Source organism: Acidovorax sp. CF316 (assembly GCF_000276605.1).
Taxonomy (GTDB): Bacteria; Pseudomonadota; Gammaproteobacteria; order Burkholderiales; family Burkholderiaceae_C; genus Acidovorax.
Map to the genome: position 1 here is coordinate 46122 of NZ_AKJX01000165.1, position 15163 is coordinate 61284.

Consider the following 15163-nt stretch of genomic DNA (forward strand, 5'->3'; position numbering starts at 1 on the left):
GCCGGTGTAGCTCAGTCGGTAGAGCAGCTCATTCGTAATGAGAAGGTCGGGTGTTCGATTCATCTCTCCGGCACCAAATGAAAAGCCCCTGATTCGCAAGAGTCAGGGGCTTTTTGCTTGGTTCGTACCTCTCCCGCAGCATGGCACTTCGAACCGCTCGACCGCACACCTCCAACGCGGCAGCAAAGCACCGGTGATCGGCATGCAGCTCGTGCCAGCAGCCGCAGGCCAGGTGCACAGGCATGGGGCCAAGAAACCCGATGACGGCCTGGGCCACACCCCAAACGTCAACAAGTCTTGCAGCCGGGATACTTCCGTCTATTTCCGGCCACCACAAGGGCATACTGGCACCCACCCTGCCGGCAGGCTCCCGGACTCTCTATGCAACGAACCCATGGCCGACAAGCCACGGGCCGCGGGCATTGACCGCCAGCCTCCAGAAAGACCCTCAGGCCCACGCCATGGAAAAGACTGTCCCTATTGAACGACGCAGCGGCATGGATCGCCGCCAACGTGAAGACGGCCCGCCCGACAAGCACGAGCGGCGCCGCTCCATCGAGCATCGCCAGCCCGAAGTGTGCGAGCTGCATCCGTCACCCGAAGAGCTGGAAGCCATGGGCTTTGCCAGCAGCGGCACCCAGGCCAGGCCCGGCGGCATGCACACCGGTCGACCACCCAGCCACGGCTGAGGCAGCGCGGCCCCAGCCAGGCAGATCAGTTGGTTTGCGTCTGGTACGCGTCGCGCGCGCTCATCACGCGGTGGGCGACCATGTCGAGTGCCGGGCGCACATTGCCCTGCTTGTCGGTCCACACCTTGGGGGTCACGGAGCCCGCGACGGAGATGGACTCGCCATCGTGCAGCTGCTCCATGGCCAGGCACACGTCGTCATCGAACGCAATGACGTTGACGAACAGCATCTCGCCCTCTGCACTCGGGGCCCGCACTTTGGCCACCATGTAAGGCTTTCCTACCTTGTCCAGACGCCGCTCTGGGCCCCCGTAGAGACGGCCCGAAATCAGTCCATCGATCATGCAATCCCCATCCAGCACTTGTTGTCGGTTTGTTCTTGCCGGGGCCATCGCCCCCGCCCACCCGGCCGGAACACAGCAGTCTCGAAAAACACGCCGCCCCTGTCCACAAAAAAAGCCCAGGACCAATTGGCTCTGGGCTCTTGCCGTGAATGATGGGGTCGCCGCCGACACGGGCTTTTCAAAGGAGCGCTAGACCGCAGCAGTTCGCCAGCACATGGCAACCACCACGCCCCGCACCCCATTGAAAGAATGGCCCGCCCCGGAGCAGAACTGCCCCGCGGCCCCGGACCAACCCGCACGGCGTCCTGTCTCATGACCTGCGCACAGCCGCCACGGGCAGCACGCACATCCATCCAAAAGCCAGTACGTATTGTAACCACCGGCCCCTCAAACAAAGTGCCTTGCGCACCGCGGTGCTGCAAGCACGCGACACTGGCGGCAGACTTCGGGCACACAACGCCGCCCGGCCGCCCAGGCCCCATTTGGCGCGCGCCGGCAAACCGGTGACAATGGCTTGGCAAGCTCCACCAGTTCGCACCCACCATCTTTCGAGAGGGGACACCATGACTGTTCTGGACGACGCCAGCATCGAACTGCCCTGCCCGCACTGCCAGCAGGCCATCAAGGAGCGGCTGGGCAAGCTCAAGCTGAGCCCGCGCATCACCTGCCCGCGGTGCCGCCGCACCAGCGAGGTCAAGCCCGAAGAGTTGCAGCGCGCCACCCACAAGCTCACCCAGGCCTTTGCCAACATCCAGCAGTCACTGGCCCGGCTGGGGCGCTGAGGCATCCGACAGGCACGGAGCCCTTCGACAGGCAGGGCGTGCGGCAGGCGTACGCCTGGACTGGCCCTACTGCACAGGCTTGGCAGGAGGCACCACGGGCACCACAGCGCCGAGGGCCTGGGGCGCAGGCTCTGCCGCAGCGGCGGGCGGCGTCCACTCCATCGCGAGGTAGCGCTGGCGCACCGACTCCGGCGTCTGTTCGCACACATGCTGCCCCACCTGCGTCAGCTCGGGCACCCGCACGCACAGACCAGGCGAATGCCTGAATGGGGTCGTGGTGAAGTCATCCACATAGCGCATCTCGCCGTCGCCTTGGCGCACCGTGTAGCGAAACTGGTAGCGCGCCTGGTGCCTGCGGTCCATGGCCGAGCCGATGACCGCCCCCACCAGGGTGGCAGCCAGCGCGCCCCCGGCGGAGTAGTTGCCCCCACGCAGGCCGCGGTCGAGGTAGGCAGCACCCGCAATGGCGCCACCCAGGTGCGCGCCTGCCGTTGTGCCGGGGATCGAGCGATCAACCCCTTGCACATCGACGATGGCGCCATAGCCATCGGCGCGCAGCACCTGCGTTGCATACTGCAGCTTGAGCCGGGCACGCTCGGCCTCGGTCAGGCCCTCCCACACACGGGAGGCGATCACGGCATCCGGCCGGAGGTCCTGCACCACGCCTGCCACAGGAGCCGAAGGCGGAGCGAACGGCATGAGCAAGGTCGTGGGCGGTGCCGCCTGGTCGCCGCTGCCGGCAGGAACCCTGGCATCCAAGGCCCTCGGATCCGGCCCCCTGGCGTCCGGCAGCCGGGGTGCCCGGGTTGCGCAACCCGCCACAAGCACCAATGCGGCCGCGCCGCCCAGAACCTTAAGGTACGAATTTGACTGCACGGCCTTTGCCCTCCAGGGTGCCCCAACTCATCATCGAAATGCCCACGTCGCCATAGCGCACCAGGACCACGGCATCGGCCCACATCGCGGCGGCCTTCTCGCGCAGCCTGTCGTTCACGAGCTCGGGTGTCGGCGCAGGATGGAAGATCGTGGTCTTGTTGACCCTGACGGTGATATCGCCCAACGCGGCGTAGCGCCGGTCCACGATGTCCTTGTCGGTGATGGACACCTGCGAGGGACTCAGCCGGGGCGCGCTGGCTGTGGCCTCAGTGGCCGGCGCGGCATGGTGAACGGAACTCGTGGACCAGGTGGCACAGCCACCCAGCAGTGCCGCGGTGCACAGCACCACCCCCGCCGACGTCATTCGGGAAACACGCATAAAAAAGCAGTCCTGGAAAAGAGAGGTCTTGGTCTTCCGAGCGCAAAACCTTACCAGAAACACATGGATACACAAACAAGAAAACGCCCGCCAGCGGCGGCGGTGGCCCAGGCCCAGGGCCAGGGCCAGTGAAGCGATACGTCCGCGCGCTTGAATGAAGCCATCGGCAACAAGCGCGAAAGCCAGGCCTGCCTGCGCGTCTCCAACACATCCGATCAACAGCGACGGGTGCGCCGATCACCGCACCACAAGATGCGAGCGCACAAAGAAAAACGGGCTACCGCTTGTGGCGATAGCCCGTTGTTCATCGAAGAAAATGGTCGGCGTGGCGGGATTCGAACTCGCGACCCCTTGCACCCCATGCAAGTGCGCTACCAGGCTGCGCTACACGCCGACAAGACTTAGATTATATGCACAAATTTGGCTAGTTCGGAGAAAGTAGGGCTCGGATCTCAAATAATTCTTGGCGCACTGCATTCGAGTCAAAAGCGAAGGCCGAAGAACCGATGGACAGGCCGTGCGCCTCGTCGATCAACATGCTCGGCAGCTCGCTGTCCGGTGCATCGTGCTCGCCCTGCCCTGCCTCGCTGCGCGCCGGCAGTGCCAGCTCCTGCAGCCTGTTGCGCGCACCGCTGATGGTGAACCCCTGGTCGTACAGCAGGTCGCGGATGCGGCGGATCATGAGCACCTCATGGTGCTGGTAGTAGCGGCGGTTGCCGCGCCGCTTCATGGGGCGCAGCTGGGTGAATTCCTGTTCCCAATAGCGCAGCACATGCGGCTTCACGCCGCACAGCTCCGCCACCTCACCGATGGTGAAGTAGCGCTTGGCAGGAATGGCGGGAAGCACAGTGCCCATGGGTGATTCAGCAATCAAACGGGAAAGCCTGCAAGGGTACTGCAGGCCGGCAGGAACCGCCAGACCGCCAGCGCGGATTCAGCCGCCGATCAGGCAAAAATTCACAATCCGGCCGCGGCCTGGATCTGTTCCTTGAGCTTGCTGCTGGCGTGGAAGGTGACCACGCGCCGCGCCTGGATCGGGATCGCCTCGCCGGTGCGCGGGTTGCGCCCGGGGCGCGGCGCCTTGGTGCGGATCTGGAAGTTGCCAAAGCCCGAGAGCTTCACGTCGTCGCCTTCCACCAGGCTCTGCGAGACGAGGTCGAAGAACGCGTCGATCATGTCCTTGGACTCGCGCTTGTTCAGCCCGATCTGGTCGAACAAGAGATCCGCCAGCTGCGCCTTGGTGAGCGCAGGGGTTTCCAGGCTTTCGACTGCAAATTCGATCACGGTATCTCTCCCCGTCAGCATCGTCATGTTGTTGTGTTCGCTTGGGCTATTGTCGCCGTGATCCTCAGCCGCGCAGCCGCGCGCCCACGCGCTGTGTGAGCTGCGTCACAGCCGCCTGCACGGCGGCCTCGATCTCGGCCTCGGTCAGCGTGGCTTCGTCGCTGCCCAGGGTCAGGCGCACGGCCAGACTCTTCTCGCTGGGTGCCAGGCCGCCGGCCGGCGTCTCTTCGCCGGCCTTGAGCGGCTTGGGTCGGTAGACGTCGAACAGCACGGCAGAGCGCAGCATGCCACCGGGCACGGCAGCCTGCACGGCCGCTACCACCTCGGCATGCGTCACGCGCTCGGCCACGACCACGGCCAGGTCACGCTCGACAGCCTGGTGCTTGGCGACCGACTTGAACTGCGGCACCACGCGCTGCAGCACGGCATCGAGCTCCAGCTCGAACATCACGGGCGCCAGCGGCAGCTCCCACGACTGGCGCCACTGCGGATGCAGCTCGCCCACGAAGCCGATGGCCCGGCCCTGCGCCAGCACGCGGGCACAGCGGCCGGGGTGCATGGCCGGGTGCTCGCCCGGTTCGAAGGTGGCTTTGAGTGGCGCCAGCAAGGCCTCGACATCGCCCTTCACATCGAAGAAGTCGATGCCCTGCTCCTTGCGGCCCCATTGCAGCATGTCGTTCGCGCCATAAGCCACACCGGCCACGCGCATGGGCTGGTGGAAGCCCTCCACCGTGGTGTCGGTGTTCTTCATGCTGGCGTCGCGCAGGAACACGCGGCCCAGCTCGAACACGCGCACGCGCTCGGCACGGCGGTCCAGGTTGAACTTGAGCACCTGCAGCAGCGAGCCCAGCAAGCTAGAGCGCATCACGCTCATCTGGCTGGCGATGGGGTTGAGCAGCTTGATGGGCTGGGCGTTGCCCGCCAGCTCCTGCTCCCAGCGCTCTTCGACGAAGCTGAAGTTGATGGTTTCCTGGTAGCCCAGACCAGCCAGCGTGCGGCGCACGGCGAACGGGCTGCGCGTGGCCTCGGCCGGCAGCTTGGGGGTGATCGGTGCCAGCGGCGCCGTGGTGGGCAGGTTGTTGTAGCCCACCATGCGCGCGACCTCCTCGATCAGGTCTTCCTCGATGGTGATGTCGAAGCGGTAGGCCGGCGGGGTCACGGTGATGGTGCCTTCACCTTCGGTGAACGGCAGGCCCAGGCGCTGGAACACGTCGGCGCACTGCGCCTGCGTGAGCGGCATGCCGATGACCTTGGACGCACGCGCCACGCGCAGCGTGACGGGTGCCGGCACCGGCAGGTTCACGCGCTGGTCGTCCATCGGGCCGCAGGCCGTCTCGGGCGTGCCGCAGATGTCGATCACCAGCTGGGTGATGCGCTCGATGTGCTCCACCGTCAGCTCGGGGTCCACGCCGCGCTCGAAGCGGTGGCCCGCATCGGTCGAGAAGTTGTAGCGGCGCGAGCGGCCGGCGACGGCCTTGGGCCACCAGAACGCGGCCTCGATGTAGATGTGCTTCGTGTCGTCCGACACGGCCGTGGCATCGCCGCCCATGATGCCGGCGAGCGATTCGACCTGCTGGGCGTCGGCGATCACGCCGACCTTCTCGTCGACGGTGATGGTGTTGCCGTTGAGCAGCTTGAGCTGCTCGCCCGCCTTGCCCCAGCGCACGTCCAGGCCGCCGTGGATCTTGTCCAGGTCGAAGATGTGCGAGGGACGACCCAGCTCGAACATCACGTAGTTGGAGATGTCCACCAGCGGCGACACGCCGCGCTGGCCGCAGCGCGCCAGGCGATCGAGCATCCACTGGGGCGTGGTGGCGCGCGTGTTCACGTTGCGCACCACGCGGCCGCTGAAGCGGCCGCACAGGTCGGGCGCGCTCACCTGCACCGCGAGCTTGTCTGCCACAGTCGATGCCACGGCCGGGAAGGCAGGCTGCTGCAATGGCACGCCCGTCAGCGCGGAAACTTCGCGGGCAATGCCGTAGACGCTCAGGCAATGCGCCAGGTTGGGCGTGAGCTTGAGCGTGAACAGCGTGTCGTCCAGGTTCAGGTGCTCGCGGATGTCCTGGCCAACGGGCGCGGAGGCGTCGAGCTCGAGCAGGCCGCCATGGTCTTCCGACAGCTTGAGTTCGCGTGCCGAGCAAAGCATGCCCTGGCTTTCCACGCCGCGCAGCTTGCCGACCTTGATCAGGAAGGGTTTGCCGTCGTCGCTGGGCGGCAGCTCGGCCCCTACCAGGGCGCATGGCACCTTGATGCCCACGCGCGCATTGGGCGCACCGCAGACGATGTTCAGCAGGGCACCCTGCCCCACGTCCACCTGGCACACGCGCAGGCGGTCGGCATCGGGGTGCTGCACGGCCTCCTTGATCTCGCCCACGACGATCTTTGCGAACGGCGGCGCCACGGGGCGCAGCTCTTCCACCTCCAGGCCGGCCATGGTCAGCGTCTCGGCCAGCTCGGCGGTCGAAAGGGGTGGGTTGCAGAACTCACGCAACCAGGATTCAGGGAATTGCATAGTCGAACTCTTGTACGGAAAGTGCCTTGCGCGGCCAGGATCTCAAGGCGCGCGCCAGGGCGAAAACGGCGGGTGGCCCTGCCTTGCAGCGGGGGCCGGCCCTTCTTACTGGAACTGCGACAGGAAGCGGATGTCGCCGTCGAAGAACAGGCGCAGGTCGTTCACGCCATAGCGCAGCATGGTCAGGCGGTCCATGCCCATGCCAAAGGCAAAGCCGATGTACTTTTCAGGGTCCAGGCCCATGTTGCGCACCACGTTGGGGTGCACCTGGCCCGAGCCCGCCACCTCCAGCCAGCGGCCGGCCAGCGGGCCGGTCTGGAACTGGATGTCGATCTCGGCGCTGGGCTCGGTAAAGGGGAAGAAGCTCGGGCGAAAGCGCAGCACCAGGTCATCGCTTTCGAAGAAGGTGCGGCAGAAGGCCGTGAAGATCACCTTCAGGTCCTTGAAGCTCACGTTCTCGCCGATCCACAGGCCTTCGCACTGGTGGAACATGGGCGAGTGCGTGGCATCGCTGTCCACACGGTAGGTGCGGCCCGGCGCGATGACGCGGACCTCGGGCATGGACTGGCCGGCATCCAGCGCAGCGCGGTGCTTCTTCACATGCTGCACCGCGTGGCGGATCTGCATGGGGCTGGTATGCGTGCGCAGCAGGTTGGGCGCCTCGGGGGTGCCGCCTTCCACGTAGAAGGTGTCGTGCATGGAACGCGCGGGATGGTCTTCCGGCGTGTTCAGTGCGGTGAAGTTGAACCAGTCGGTCTCGATCTCGGGGCCCTGGGCCACGTCGAAACCCATGGAGCCGAAGATGCCCTCGATGCGCTCGAACGTGAGCGACACCGGGTGCAGGCCGCCCTGCCCGCGCTGGCGCCCTGGCAGGCTCACGTCCAGGGCCTCGGCCTTGAGCTGGACCTGCAGCTCCGCATCGGCCAGCGCCTGGCGGCGCGCAGTGAGCGCAGCTTCGATGGCCTGCTTGGCGACGTTGATGGCGGCACCGCGGGACTTCTTCTCGTCCACCGACAGCTGCGCCATGCCCTTCATGAGCTCGGTCACGCGACCCGACTTGCCCAGGAACTGCGCCTTGGCGTTTTCCAGATCAGCAGGGGTGGCGCTTTGCGCAAACAGTTGCGTCGCGCTCTCGACCAGGGTATCCAACTCGTTCATATCGACTCTTGAAAATGAACAAGGGCTAGTGCCTTCACAAGCCCTAGCCCTTGCTGTTATTGCGCAAACAGCCGTCCGGTGAGAGACGGCCGCCTGTCGTGAACTCAAGCAGCCAGCTTGGCCTTGACTTGCTCCACGATGCTGCCGAAGGCAGCCTTGTCGTGCACTGCGAGGTCGGCCAGCATCTTGCGGTCGATCTCGATGGATGCCTTCTTCAGGCCGTTGGCGAACTGGCTGTAGGTCAGGCCCAGTTCACGGGCAGCGGCGTTGATACGGGCGATCCACAGCTGGCGGAACACGCGCTTCTTGGTGCGGCGGTCACGGTAGGCATATTGCCCAGCCTTCATTACCGCCTGTTTGGCGATACGGAAGACGTTACCGCGGCGACCACGGAAGCCCTTTGCGAGGGCGAGAACTTTCTTGTGACGGGCACGGGCCGTTACACCACGTTTGACGCGAGGCATGTGAGTACTCCTTGTTCGTCGTTATTAAAGGCCAGCACCGGGCAGCATTTGTGCAATAGAGCCCATGTTGGTCTCATGCACATTCACTGCACCACGCAGGTGGCGCTTGTTCTTGGTGGTCTTCTTGGTCAAGATGTGACGCTTGAAGGCTTGACCGCGCTTGACGGTGCCACCGGGACGAACGCGGAAACGTTTTTTCGCGCTGCTCTTGGTCTTCATTTTGGGCATGTGAATGCTCCTTTTCGTTGTGCTCGTGAGGCGTTTGCAAAACGATTTGCAAACTTGTTGGCCCCGAGCCACTTTTTCAGCCGGCTTTCACCGGCTGTGCGGCAGTGCTTTCGCACTGCCTATCGCCGGGCAACCCCCTTGCAGGGGCTGCCTGGCAAATCCTTGTCTCTGTGCAGCGGACCCGCCTCAGGCGGCACTGCCCGAAGGCGTGCCTTCCGTCGCGGCCGCCTTGGCGGCGGCGGGCTTCTTCTTGCCCGGCGCGATCATCATGATCATCTGGCGGCCTTCCAACTTGGGAAACTGCTCGATGATGATGGTGTCGGCCAGCTCATCGCGAATGCGGTTGAGCAGCGCCAGACCCAGCTCCTGGTGGGTGATTTCACGGCCGCGAAAACGCAGCGTGATCTTGCACTTGTCACCCTCGGCCAGAAAGCGGCGGATGTTGCGCATCTTGATGTTGTAGTCGCCATCGTCCGTACCCGGACGGAATTTGACTTCCTTGATCTCGATCACCGTCTGCTTGGCCTTCGCCTCGGCAGCGCGCTTTTGCTCCTGGTACTTGAACTTGCCGTAGTCCATCAGGCGGCACACCGGAGGATTGGCCGTGGCGGCGATTTCCACCAGGTCCACGTCCAGCTCACCTGCCATGCGCAGGGCTTCCATGAGGCTGACCACGCCCAAAGGCTCATTCTCCGGCCCGGAGAGACGGACTTCCGGGGCCATGATTTCACGGTTCAGGCGGTGCTTGCGCTCTTCACGGTGGCGACGATCACGAAATTCAGTAGCGATGGCTATCTTCCTTCAATCAAAATACTACAAAAAATGTAGCTACAACCGTACAGTTGGCAAGCGACAAAGCGCGTTTTGAATCAAACTCAGGCTTTGGTGGCGATGTCATTGGCGATCAGCTCAGCGAACGCTTCGATCGACATCACTCCGAGGTCACGATTGCCCCGGCCGCGTACTGCAACGGCGCCTGCGGCCTTCTCCTTGTCGCCCGCGACGAGGATGTACGGCAGCTTTTGCAACGAATGCTCGCGTATTTTATACGTAATCTTCTCGTTGCGCAGATCCAGGCCCACCCTAAGGTCTTGATTCGGCAGTGCTTTTTGCAGCCGTTCAACAATTTCGCGACAGTAATCGGCCTGCGCGTCGGTGATATTGAGCACCGAGACCTGCACCGGAGCCAGCCACACGGGGAAGGCGCCAGCATAGTGCTCGATCAGCATGCCGATGAAGCGCTCCATGCTGCCCACCGTGGCGCGGTGCAGCATCAGCGGGCGCTTGCGGCTGCCGTCTTCGGCCACGTACTCGGCGTCCAGGCGCTCGGGCAGGTTCGGGTCGATCTGCATCGTGCCGCACTGCCACTGGCGTCCCAGGGCATCCTTGAGCGTGTACTCGATCTTGGGGCCGTAGAAGGCGCCCTCGCCCTCGGCGATCTCGAACTCGCAGCCCGAATGGCGCAGGCCGTCCATCAGCGCCTTCTCAGCGCGGTCCCACGATTCATCGGTGCCGATGCGCGCCTCGGGGCGCGTGGCCACCTTGTAGATGATGTTGGTGAAGCCGAAGTCCTTGTAGACCTTCTGCACCAGCGCCGTGTAGTTGGCACACTCCTCCAGCACCTGCTCTTCGGTGCAGAAGATGTGGCCGTCGTCCTGCGTGAAGCCGCGCACGCGCATGATGCCGTGCAGGCCGCCCGTGGGCTCGTTGCGGTGGCAGGCACCGAACTCGCCGTAGCGCAGCGGCAGATCGCGGTAGCTCTTGATGCCCTGCTTGTAGATCAGGATGTGGCCGGGGCAGTTCATCGGCTTGAGCGCGTACTCGCGCTTTTCCGACTCGGTGGTGAACATGTTCTCGTGGTACTTGTCCCAGTGGCCGGTCTTCTCCCACAGCTGCTTGTCCAGGATCTGCGGGCCCTTGACCTCCTGGTAGCCGTTGTTGCGGTACACGCGGCGCATGTACTGCTCCACCTCCTGCCACAGGGCCCAGCCCTTGGGGTGCCAGAACACCGTGCCGGGCGAATGCTCGTCCATGTGGAACAGGTCGAGCTCGCGGCCGAGCTTGCGGTGGTCGCGCTTTTCGGCCTCTTCCAGCATGGTGAGGTACTGTTGCAGCTCATCCTTGGTGGACCAGGCCGTGCCGTAGATGCGCTGCAGCATTTCATTGCGGTGGTCGCCGCGCCAGTAGGCGCCGGCCACCTTCATGAGCTTGAAGAACTTGAGCTTGCCGGTGCTGGGCACGTGGGGGCCGCGGCACAGGTCCTCGAACGCGCCTTCGCGGTACAGGCTCACATCCTCGTTGCTCGGGATGCTGGCGATGATCTCGGCCTTGTAGTGCTCGCCCAGGCCCTTGAAGTAGGCCACGGCCTCATCGCGCGGCAGCACGCGGCGCACCACGGGCTCGTCCTTGGCAGCCAGCTCGGCCATGCGCTTTTCGATGGCCACCAGGTCATCGGGCGTGAAGGGGCGCTTGTAAGCGAAGTCGTAGAAGAAGCCGTTCTCGATCACCGGGCCGATGGTCACCTGCGCCTCGGGAAACAGCTCCTTGACGGCATAGGCCAGCAAGTGGGCCGTGGAGTGGCGGATCACATCCAGGCCGTCGGCGTCCTTGGCCGTCACGATGGACAGGGGGCTGTCGGCCGTGATCTGGTAGCTGGTGTCCACCACCTTGTCGCCGATCTTGCCGGCCAGGGCGGCCTTAGCCAGGCCCGTGCCGATCGATGCCGCCACTTCGGCGACCGTGACCGGGCCGGGAAACTCTCGCTGCGAGCCGTCGGGGAGCGTGATGTGAATCATGATGGGTCTCTAATCCGTGGATGGTGGGTATGGGGGTCGATCGCGGGGCAGGTGCTGCGGCGCACGCCAGCCGGAATCGGAAAACAAAAAAGCGCGGAACCGGCCGCGCTTTTGATTGGGGAGAGGTGAATCTCGTGCAGGCGCGAACGGCCAGCCACTAGTGGCCGGTGGAGAACTCCGTTGTAGTTCGCGGTGTCATAACCAGATTGCCTTTCTCGCCCTTGTGGGAAATCAAACAGTTGATGCCGCCATTTTAACCATGTTCGCCGAAGGGTGCACGGCGCAGACCATCTGACCGCCCGGCATCGCCCCCGCCAGTCGCGCCCCGACAACAGGCCCACCCCGGCAAGCCAAAGCAAAAAGCCACCCCGCAGGGTGGCTTCTTGCAGTCTCCTCATCCCCCTTGGCGAGGGATTTCGGATCAGTGGAACTGCTCTTCTTCGGTCGAGCCGGTCAGCGCGGTCACGCTGGACTTGCCGCCCTGGATCACGGTGGTCACTTCGTCGAAGTAACCCGTGCCCACTTCCTGCTGGTGCGACACGAAGCTGTAGCCGCGGTCGCGGGCTGCGAACTCGGGCTCCTGCACCTTCTCGACGTAGGCCGACATGCCGCGGGCCACGTAGTCCTGGGCCAGATCGAACATGTTGTACCACATGGAGTGGATGCCAGCCAGCGTGATGAACTGGTACTTGTAGCCCATGGCGCCCAGCTCGCGCTGGAACTTGGCGATGGTCGCGTCGTCCAGGTTCTTCTTCCAGTTGAACGAAGGCGAGCAGTTGTAGGCCAGCATCTTGCCGGGGTGCTTGGCGTGCACGGCTTCGGCGAACTTGCGGGCGAACTCCAGGTCCGGCGTGCCGGTTTCGCACCACACCAGGTCGGCGTACTCGGCATAGGCCACGGCGCGCGAGATGGCCTGGTCCATGCCCTTCTTGGTCTTGTAGAAGCCTTCGGCGGTGCGCTCACCGGTCAGGAAGGGCTTGTCGTTCTCGTCGTAGTCGCTGGTCAGCAAGTCGGCGGCTTCGGCATCGGTACGGGCGATCACCAGGGTGGGCACGCCGTAGACGTCGGCAGCCATGCGGGCGGCGATCAGCTTCTGGCAGGCTTCGGTGGTGGGCACCAGCACCTTGCCCCCCATGTGGCCGCACTTCTTCACGGAAGCCAGCTGGTCTTCGAAGTGCACGCCACCGGCACCGGCGCGGATCATGGCCTTCATCAGTTCGTAGGCGTTGAGCACGCCGCCGAAACCGGCTTCGGCATCGGCCACGATGGGAGCGTGGTAGTCGATGTAACCCTTGTCGCCGGGGTTGATGCCCTTGGACCACTGGATCTCGTCAGCGCGGGTGAAGGAGTTGTTGATGCGCTCCACGACCTTTGGCACCGAGTCCACGGGGTACAGCGACTGGTCGGGGTACATGGCCGAGTACTCGTTGTTGTCGGCAGCGACTTGCCAGCCCGACAGGTAGATGGCCTTGATGCCGGCCTTCACCTGCTGCATGGCCTGGCCACCGGTCAGCGCGCCCAGGCAGTTCACGTAGGGCTCGTTGTTCACCAGGTCCCACAGCTTCTCGGCACCGCGGCGGGCCAGCGTGTGTTCGACCTGAAAGGAGCCGCGCAGACGTACCACGTCGGCAGCGGTGTAGCCACGCTTGATGCCCTTCCAGCGGGGGTTGGTCGCCCAGTCTTTTTCCAGGGCGGCAATCTGCTGTTCGCGGCTCAGTTGTTCGTTGAAGGATTGGGGCATGGGGTCTACTCCTGAGGTTGGTTGAAAACACCGGGCTGCGTCTGCTGCCCATGGAGAGAACTTTAAGTCTTGTATAAGAGTTGCACAAGCTCTTATGTCTTATATAAGAGATAAATTTTTCCCTTATAAAACAAGACTTTATGCTTCAAATTCCTCAATGTGAAAACCATTTTCTCGTATTGAGAGAAATTGCCGCACCGCAGCATTCTTGCATTCCGCATTGCCAAAAGCAATTTTTGCAATGTGAAATTTGCTGATCAGGGGATTTCAGGAGCCCGTGCACCCGCACTGCCAGGCCGGCCTGGCCCCGTCAAGCCCTGGGTGCACGCGCCACGTCGCGCATCCAGTCACCGCCATCGATGCGCGCCGCCGAACGCACCCGGCTGGGGTTGATCTCGTACACCAGGCAGTCCACCGATCGGCCGCCCACCTCCAGGGCGATTTCGCGCTTGAAGTATTCGTCGTCGGGTGCACCGGAGATTTCCTCGATGGCGTCGAGGCGCCGCTCCAGCGCCGGCTCCATGGCGTAGACCTCGCCGACAACGTCCACGGTGCCGCCCAGCACCAGCCCGGGGTAGGCCCCCAGGTGGTACAGCGTGCCCGCAATGCGCGAGAACCCGATGAAACGCGGTGCCGGCTGCAGCCGTGTGATGTCGTTGGAGCCCCCCTTGCGCAGGGTGCCGTAGACGAACACGCAGCGCAGCGGGCCGGAAGAAGGGGATGCATCGGGCATGGCGTGCAGATCCTTGGGGAATGCCCGTCAGGCGGTGAGCGTGATTTTTCCGGCGCGGCCCGGCACGTCGCTGGCCGCCGCAGCCCTGGCCGCATCCGCAATGTCGAAGGACGCCTCCACCGGCAGGCGCAGTTCGCCGCTGGCGGCCAGGCGGATCAGTTCGCCGATCAGCCGCGCCATCTCGGCTGGTGGCGTGGCCTCGGAGCGCTTGGCGCCCCAGAAGCCCTTGACCGTGGCCTGCTTGAAGATCAGGTTGTTGGCGCTCAGCACCAGCGGCTGGCCCGACATGGCACCGAAGGACACCAGCGTGGCCCCGGCCGCCACCACGTTCATGATCTGGTTGGCGGCATCGCCACCGATGGAGTCCACCGCCCGCACGATGGGCTCGCCAGCGGTGATGGCCTGCACGCGCTCCTCCCAGCCGGCCTGCTCGGTCGAGACACCGTTGGCAATGCCCAGGGCGTCGAGCTCGGCCACGCCAGCATCCCTGCGCACCAGGTTCACCACCTTCACGCCGCGCGCCTGGGCCAGCATGGCCACGGTCTTGCCCACGGCGCCGTTGGCGGTGTTCTGCACCATCCACTGGCCGGGCTGCAGCTGCAGGTCTTCCAGCAGCATGGCGGCCGACAGCGGCATCGCGATGAGCTGGCAGGCCAGGCTGTCCGACAGCGCATCGGGCACCGGGATCAGCTTGGCGCCCTGGGCCAGGAAGTACTCGGCCCAGGTGGCGCTGGCACCGGCCAGCATCACACGCTGGCCGACCTGGAGGTGCGTGACGCCCTCGCCGAGCGCGTCGACCACCCCCACCGCCTCCGTACCGGGAACCGCCGGCAGCGGCGGCCTGTAGCCGTACTTGCCGCGGATGATGGCCAGGTCGTGGTTGTGAATGGGCGACATCGCCATGCGCACCCGCACCTGGCCGGCGGCGGGCTGGGGCTGCGGGCGGTCGGCCAGGACCAGCACTTCGGAGGGTTCGCCAAAGGATTCGAAAACGACACTGCGCATGGGATGCTCCTTGGAACAAGGGATGAAAAAAGAGAAGCGCCAGATCTGCGCCATGGACCCAAAGGAGCTTAGCGCCTGTGCAATCATCGCGGGGTCGCTCTGCCGACACCCCTGTCCTGCCCGCGATCCCCGTGCATTGCATCGGAGCGCGGGAGCGAACGCCGCCCCCCCCCC

Annotated in this window: 16 protein-coding genes and 2 tRNA genes; 3 read left to right on the plus strand and 15 right to left on the minus strand. The window is 64.6% G+C overall.

What is annotated here, in order from left to right:
* Together PMI14_RS21340 and PMI14_RS21345 are read left to right on the plus strand one after the other, a co-directional pair.
* Positions 1 to 76, plus strand: a tRNA-Thr gene (locus PMI14_RS21340).
* A gap of 421 nt (positions 77 to 497) precedes the next feature.
* A complete protein-coding gene (locus tag PMI14_RS21345) occupies positions 498 to 689 on the plus strand; it encodes a hypothetical protein (protein ID WP_238541876.1) in 192 nt (63 codons plus the stop codon).
* 25 nt (positions 690 to 714) lie between these two features.
* Here the strand turns inward: PMI14_RS21345 and PMI14_RS21350 are convergent, their stop codons facing one another.
* Positions 715 to 1080 (minus strand): single-stranded DNA-binding protein, encoded by a 366-nt coding sequence (locus PMI14_RS21350; RefSeq protein WP_369751505.1) that lies wholly within the window; start codon positions 1078 to 1080, stop codon positions 715 to 717.
* Positions 1081 to 1595: 515 nt separating this feature from the next.
* Between PMI14_RS21350 and PMI14_RS21355 the strand changes: the two genes are divergently transcribed.
* Positions 1596 to 1814 carry a hypothetical protein gene (locus PMI14_RS21355; RefSeq protein WP_007857457.1) on the plus strand — a complete coding sequence of 73 codons (219 nt, stop codon included), beginning with the start codon at positions 1596 to 1598 and terminating at the stop codon, positions 1812 to 1814.
* A gap of 66 nt (positions 1815 to 1880) precedes the next feature.
* Here the strand turns inward: PMI14_RS21355 and PMI14_RS21360 are convergent, their stop codons facing one another.
* The 14 genes from PMI14_RS21360 to PMI14_RS21425 all read right to left on the minus strand — a co-directional run bounded on the left by PMI14_RS21360 (position 1881) and on the right by PMI14_RS21425 (position 14989).
* Positions 1881 to 2573: a hypothetical protein gene (locus PMI14_RS21360; protein ID WP_146187902.1), complete on the minus strand. Its 693-nt coding sequence runs from the start codon at positions 2571 to 2573 to the stop codon at positions 1881 to 1883.
* Positions 2574 to 2667: 94 nt separating this feature from the next.
* Entirely contained in the window at positions 2668 to 3069 is a 402-nt protein-coding gene (locus PMI14_RS33670; protein ID WP_007857459.1) for a hypothetical protein, read from the minus strand.
* Between the two features lie 317 nt (positions 3070 to 3386).
* Positions 3387 to 3463 (minus strand) — tRNA-Pro (locus PMI14_RS21370).
* A 30-nt stretch (positions 3464 to 3493) separates the two neighbouring features.
* On the minus strand, positions 3494 to 3925 hold the full coding sequence (locus tag PMI14_RS21375) for a MerR family transcriptional regulator (RefSeq protein WP_007857460.1): 432 nt from the start codon (positions 3923 to 3925) through the stop codon (positions 3494 to 3496).
* 101 nt (positions 3926 to 4026) lie between these two features.
* Positions 4027 to 4380, minus strand: a complete 354-nt coding sequence (locus tag PMI14_RS21380) for an integration host factor subunit alpha (protein WP_007857461.1) — start codon at positions 4378 to 4380, stop codon at positions 4027 to 4029.
* 37 nt (positions 4381 to 4417) lie between these two features.
* Positions 4418 to 6865, minus strand: coding sequence for a phenylalanine--tRNA ligase subunit beta (gene pheT / locus PMI14_RS21385; RefSeq protein ID WP_007857462.1), 2448 nt, complete (start codon positions 6863 to 6865; stop codon positions 4418 to 4420).
* 105 nt (positions 6866 to 6970) lie between these two features.
* Positions 6971 to 8023, minus strand: coding sequence for a phenylalanine--tRNA ligase subunit alpha (gene pheS / locus PMI14_RS21390; RefSeq protein ID WP_007857463.1), 1053 nt, complete (start codon positions 8021 to 8023; stop codon positions 6971 to 6973).
* A 104-nt stretch (positions 8024 to 8127) separates the two neighbouring features.
* Positions 8128 to 8487, minus strand: a complete 360-nt coding sequence (rplT, locus tag PMI14_RS21395; RefSeq protein ID WP_005795139.1) for a 50S ribosomal protein L20 — start codon at positions 8485 to 8487, stop codon at positions 8128 to 8130.
* Positions 8488 to 8511: 24 nt separating this feature from the next.
* Positions 8512 to 8715, minus strand: a complete 204-nt coding sequence (gene rpmI / locus PMI14_RS21400) for a 50S ribosomal protein L35 (RefSeq protein WP_007857467.1) — start codon at positions 8713 to 8715, stop codon at positions 8512 to 8514.
* A gap of 186 nt (positions 8716 to 8901) precedes the next feature.
* Complete coding sequence (gene infC, locus PMI14_RS21405; protein ID WP_081497365.1) at positions 8902 to 9510, minus strand: translation initiation factor IF-3; 609 nt, start codon at positions 9508 to 9510, stop codon at positions 8902 to 8904.
* 80 nt (positions 9511 to 9590) lie between these two features.
* Positions 9591 to 11510, minus strand: a complete 1920-nt coding sequence (gene thrS / locus PMI14_RS21410) for a threonine--tRNA ligase (RefSeq protein WP_007857470.1) — start codon at positions 11508 to 11510, stop codon at positions 9591 to 9593.
* 421 nt (positions 11511 to 11931) lie between these two features.
* A complete protein-coding gene (gene aceA / locus PMI14_RS21415) occupies positions 11932 to 13251 on the minus strand; it encodes an isocitrate lyase (protein WP_007857471.1) in 1320 nt (439 codons plus the stop codon).
* A 310-nt stretch (positions 13252 to 13561) separates the two neighbouring features.
* Positions 13562 to 13984 (minus strand): gamma-glutamylcyclotransferase, encoded by a 423-nt coding sequence (locus PMI14_RS21420; protein ID WP_007857472.1) that lies wholly within the window; start codon positions 13982 to 13984, stop codon positions 13562 to 13564.
* A 27-nt stretch (positions 13985 to 14011) separates the two neighbouring features.
* Positions 14012 to 14989, minus strand: a complete 978-nt coding sequence (locus tag PMI14_RS21425) for a zinc-binding dehydrogenase (protein WP_007857473.1) — start codon at positions 14987 to 14989, stop codon at positions 14012 to 14014.
* Positions 14990 to 15163: the final 174 nt, after the last annotated feature.

What these genes read in the sequence shown, in the direction of transcription:
- PMI14_RS21345 (WP_238541876.1), top strand. Translation starts at nt 498, where the DNA reads ATGGATCGCCGCCAACGTGAAGACGGCCCGCCCGACAAGCACGAGCGG.
- PMI14_RS21350 (WP_369751505.1), bottom strand. Translation starts at nt 1,080, where the DNA reads ATGGCCCCGGCAAGAACAAACCGACAACAAGTGCTGGATGGGGATTGC.
- PMI14_RS21355 (WP_007857457.1), top strand. Translation starts at nt 1,596, where the DNA reads ATGACTGTTCTGGACGACGCCAGCATCGAACTGCCCTGCCCGCACTGC.
- PMI14_RS33670 (WP_007857459.1), bottom strand. Translation starts at nt 3,069, where the DNA reads ATGCGTGTTTCCCGAATGACGTCGGCGGGGGTGGTGCTGTGCACCGCG.
- PMI14_RS21375 (WP_007857460.1), bottom strand. Translation starts at nt 3,925, where the DNA reads ATGGGCACTGTGCTTCCCGCCATTCCTGCCAAGCGCTACTTCACCATC.
- PMI14_RS21380 (WP_007857461.1), bottom strand. Translation starts at nt 4,380, where the DNA reads ATGACGATGCTGACGGGGAGAGATACCGTGATCGAATTTGCAGTCGAA.
- pheT (WP_007857462.1), bottom strand. Translation starts at nt 6,865, where the DNA reads ATGCAATTCCCTGAATCCTGGTTGCGTGAGTTCTGCAACCCACCCCTT.
- pheS (WP_007857463.1), bottom strand. Translation starts at nt 8,023, where the DNA reads ATGAACGAGTTGGATACCCTGGTCGAGAGCGCGACGCAACTGTTTGCG.
- rplT (WP_005795139.1), bottom strand. Translation starts at nt 8,487, where the DNA reads ATGCCTCGCGTCAAACGTGGTGTAACGGCCCGTGCCCGTCACAAGAAA.
- rpmI (WP_007857467.1), bottom strand. Translation starts at nt 8,715, where the DNA reads ATGCCCAAAATGAAGACCAAGAGCAGCGCGAAAAAACGTTTCCGCGTT.
- thrS (WP_007857470.1), bottom strand. Translation starts at nt 11,510, where the DNA reads ATGATTCACATCACGCTCCCCGACGGCTCGCAGCGAGAGTTTCCCGGC.
- aceA (WP_007857471.1), bottom strand. Translation starts at nt 13,251, where the DNA reads ATGCCCCAATCCTTCAACGAACAACTGAGCCGCGAACAGCAGATTGCC.
- PMI14_RS21420 (WP_007857472.1), bottom strand. Translation starts at nt 13,984, where the DNA reads ATGCCCGATGCATCCCCTTCTTCCGGCCCGCTGCGCTGCGTGTTCGTC.
- PMI14_RS21425 (WP_007857473.1), bottom strand. Translation starts at nt 14,989, where the DNA reads ATGCGCAGTGTCGTTTTCGAATCCTTTGGCGAACCCTCCGAAGTGCTG.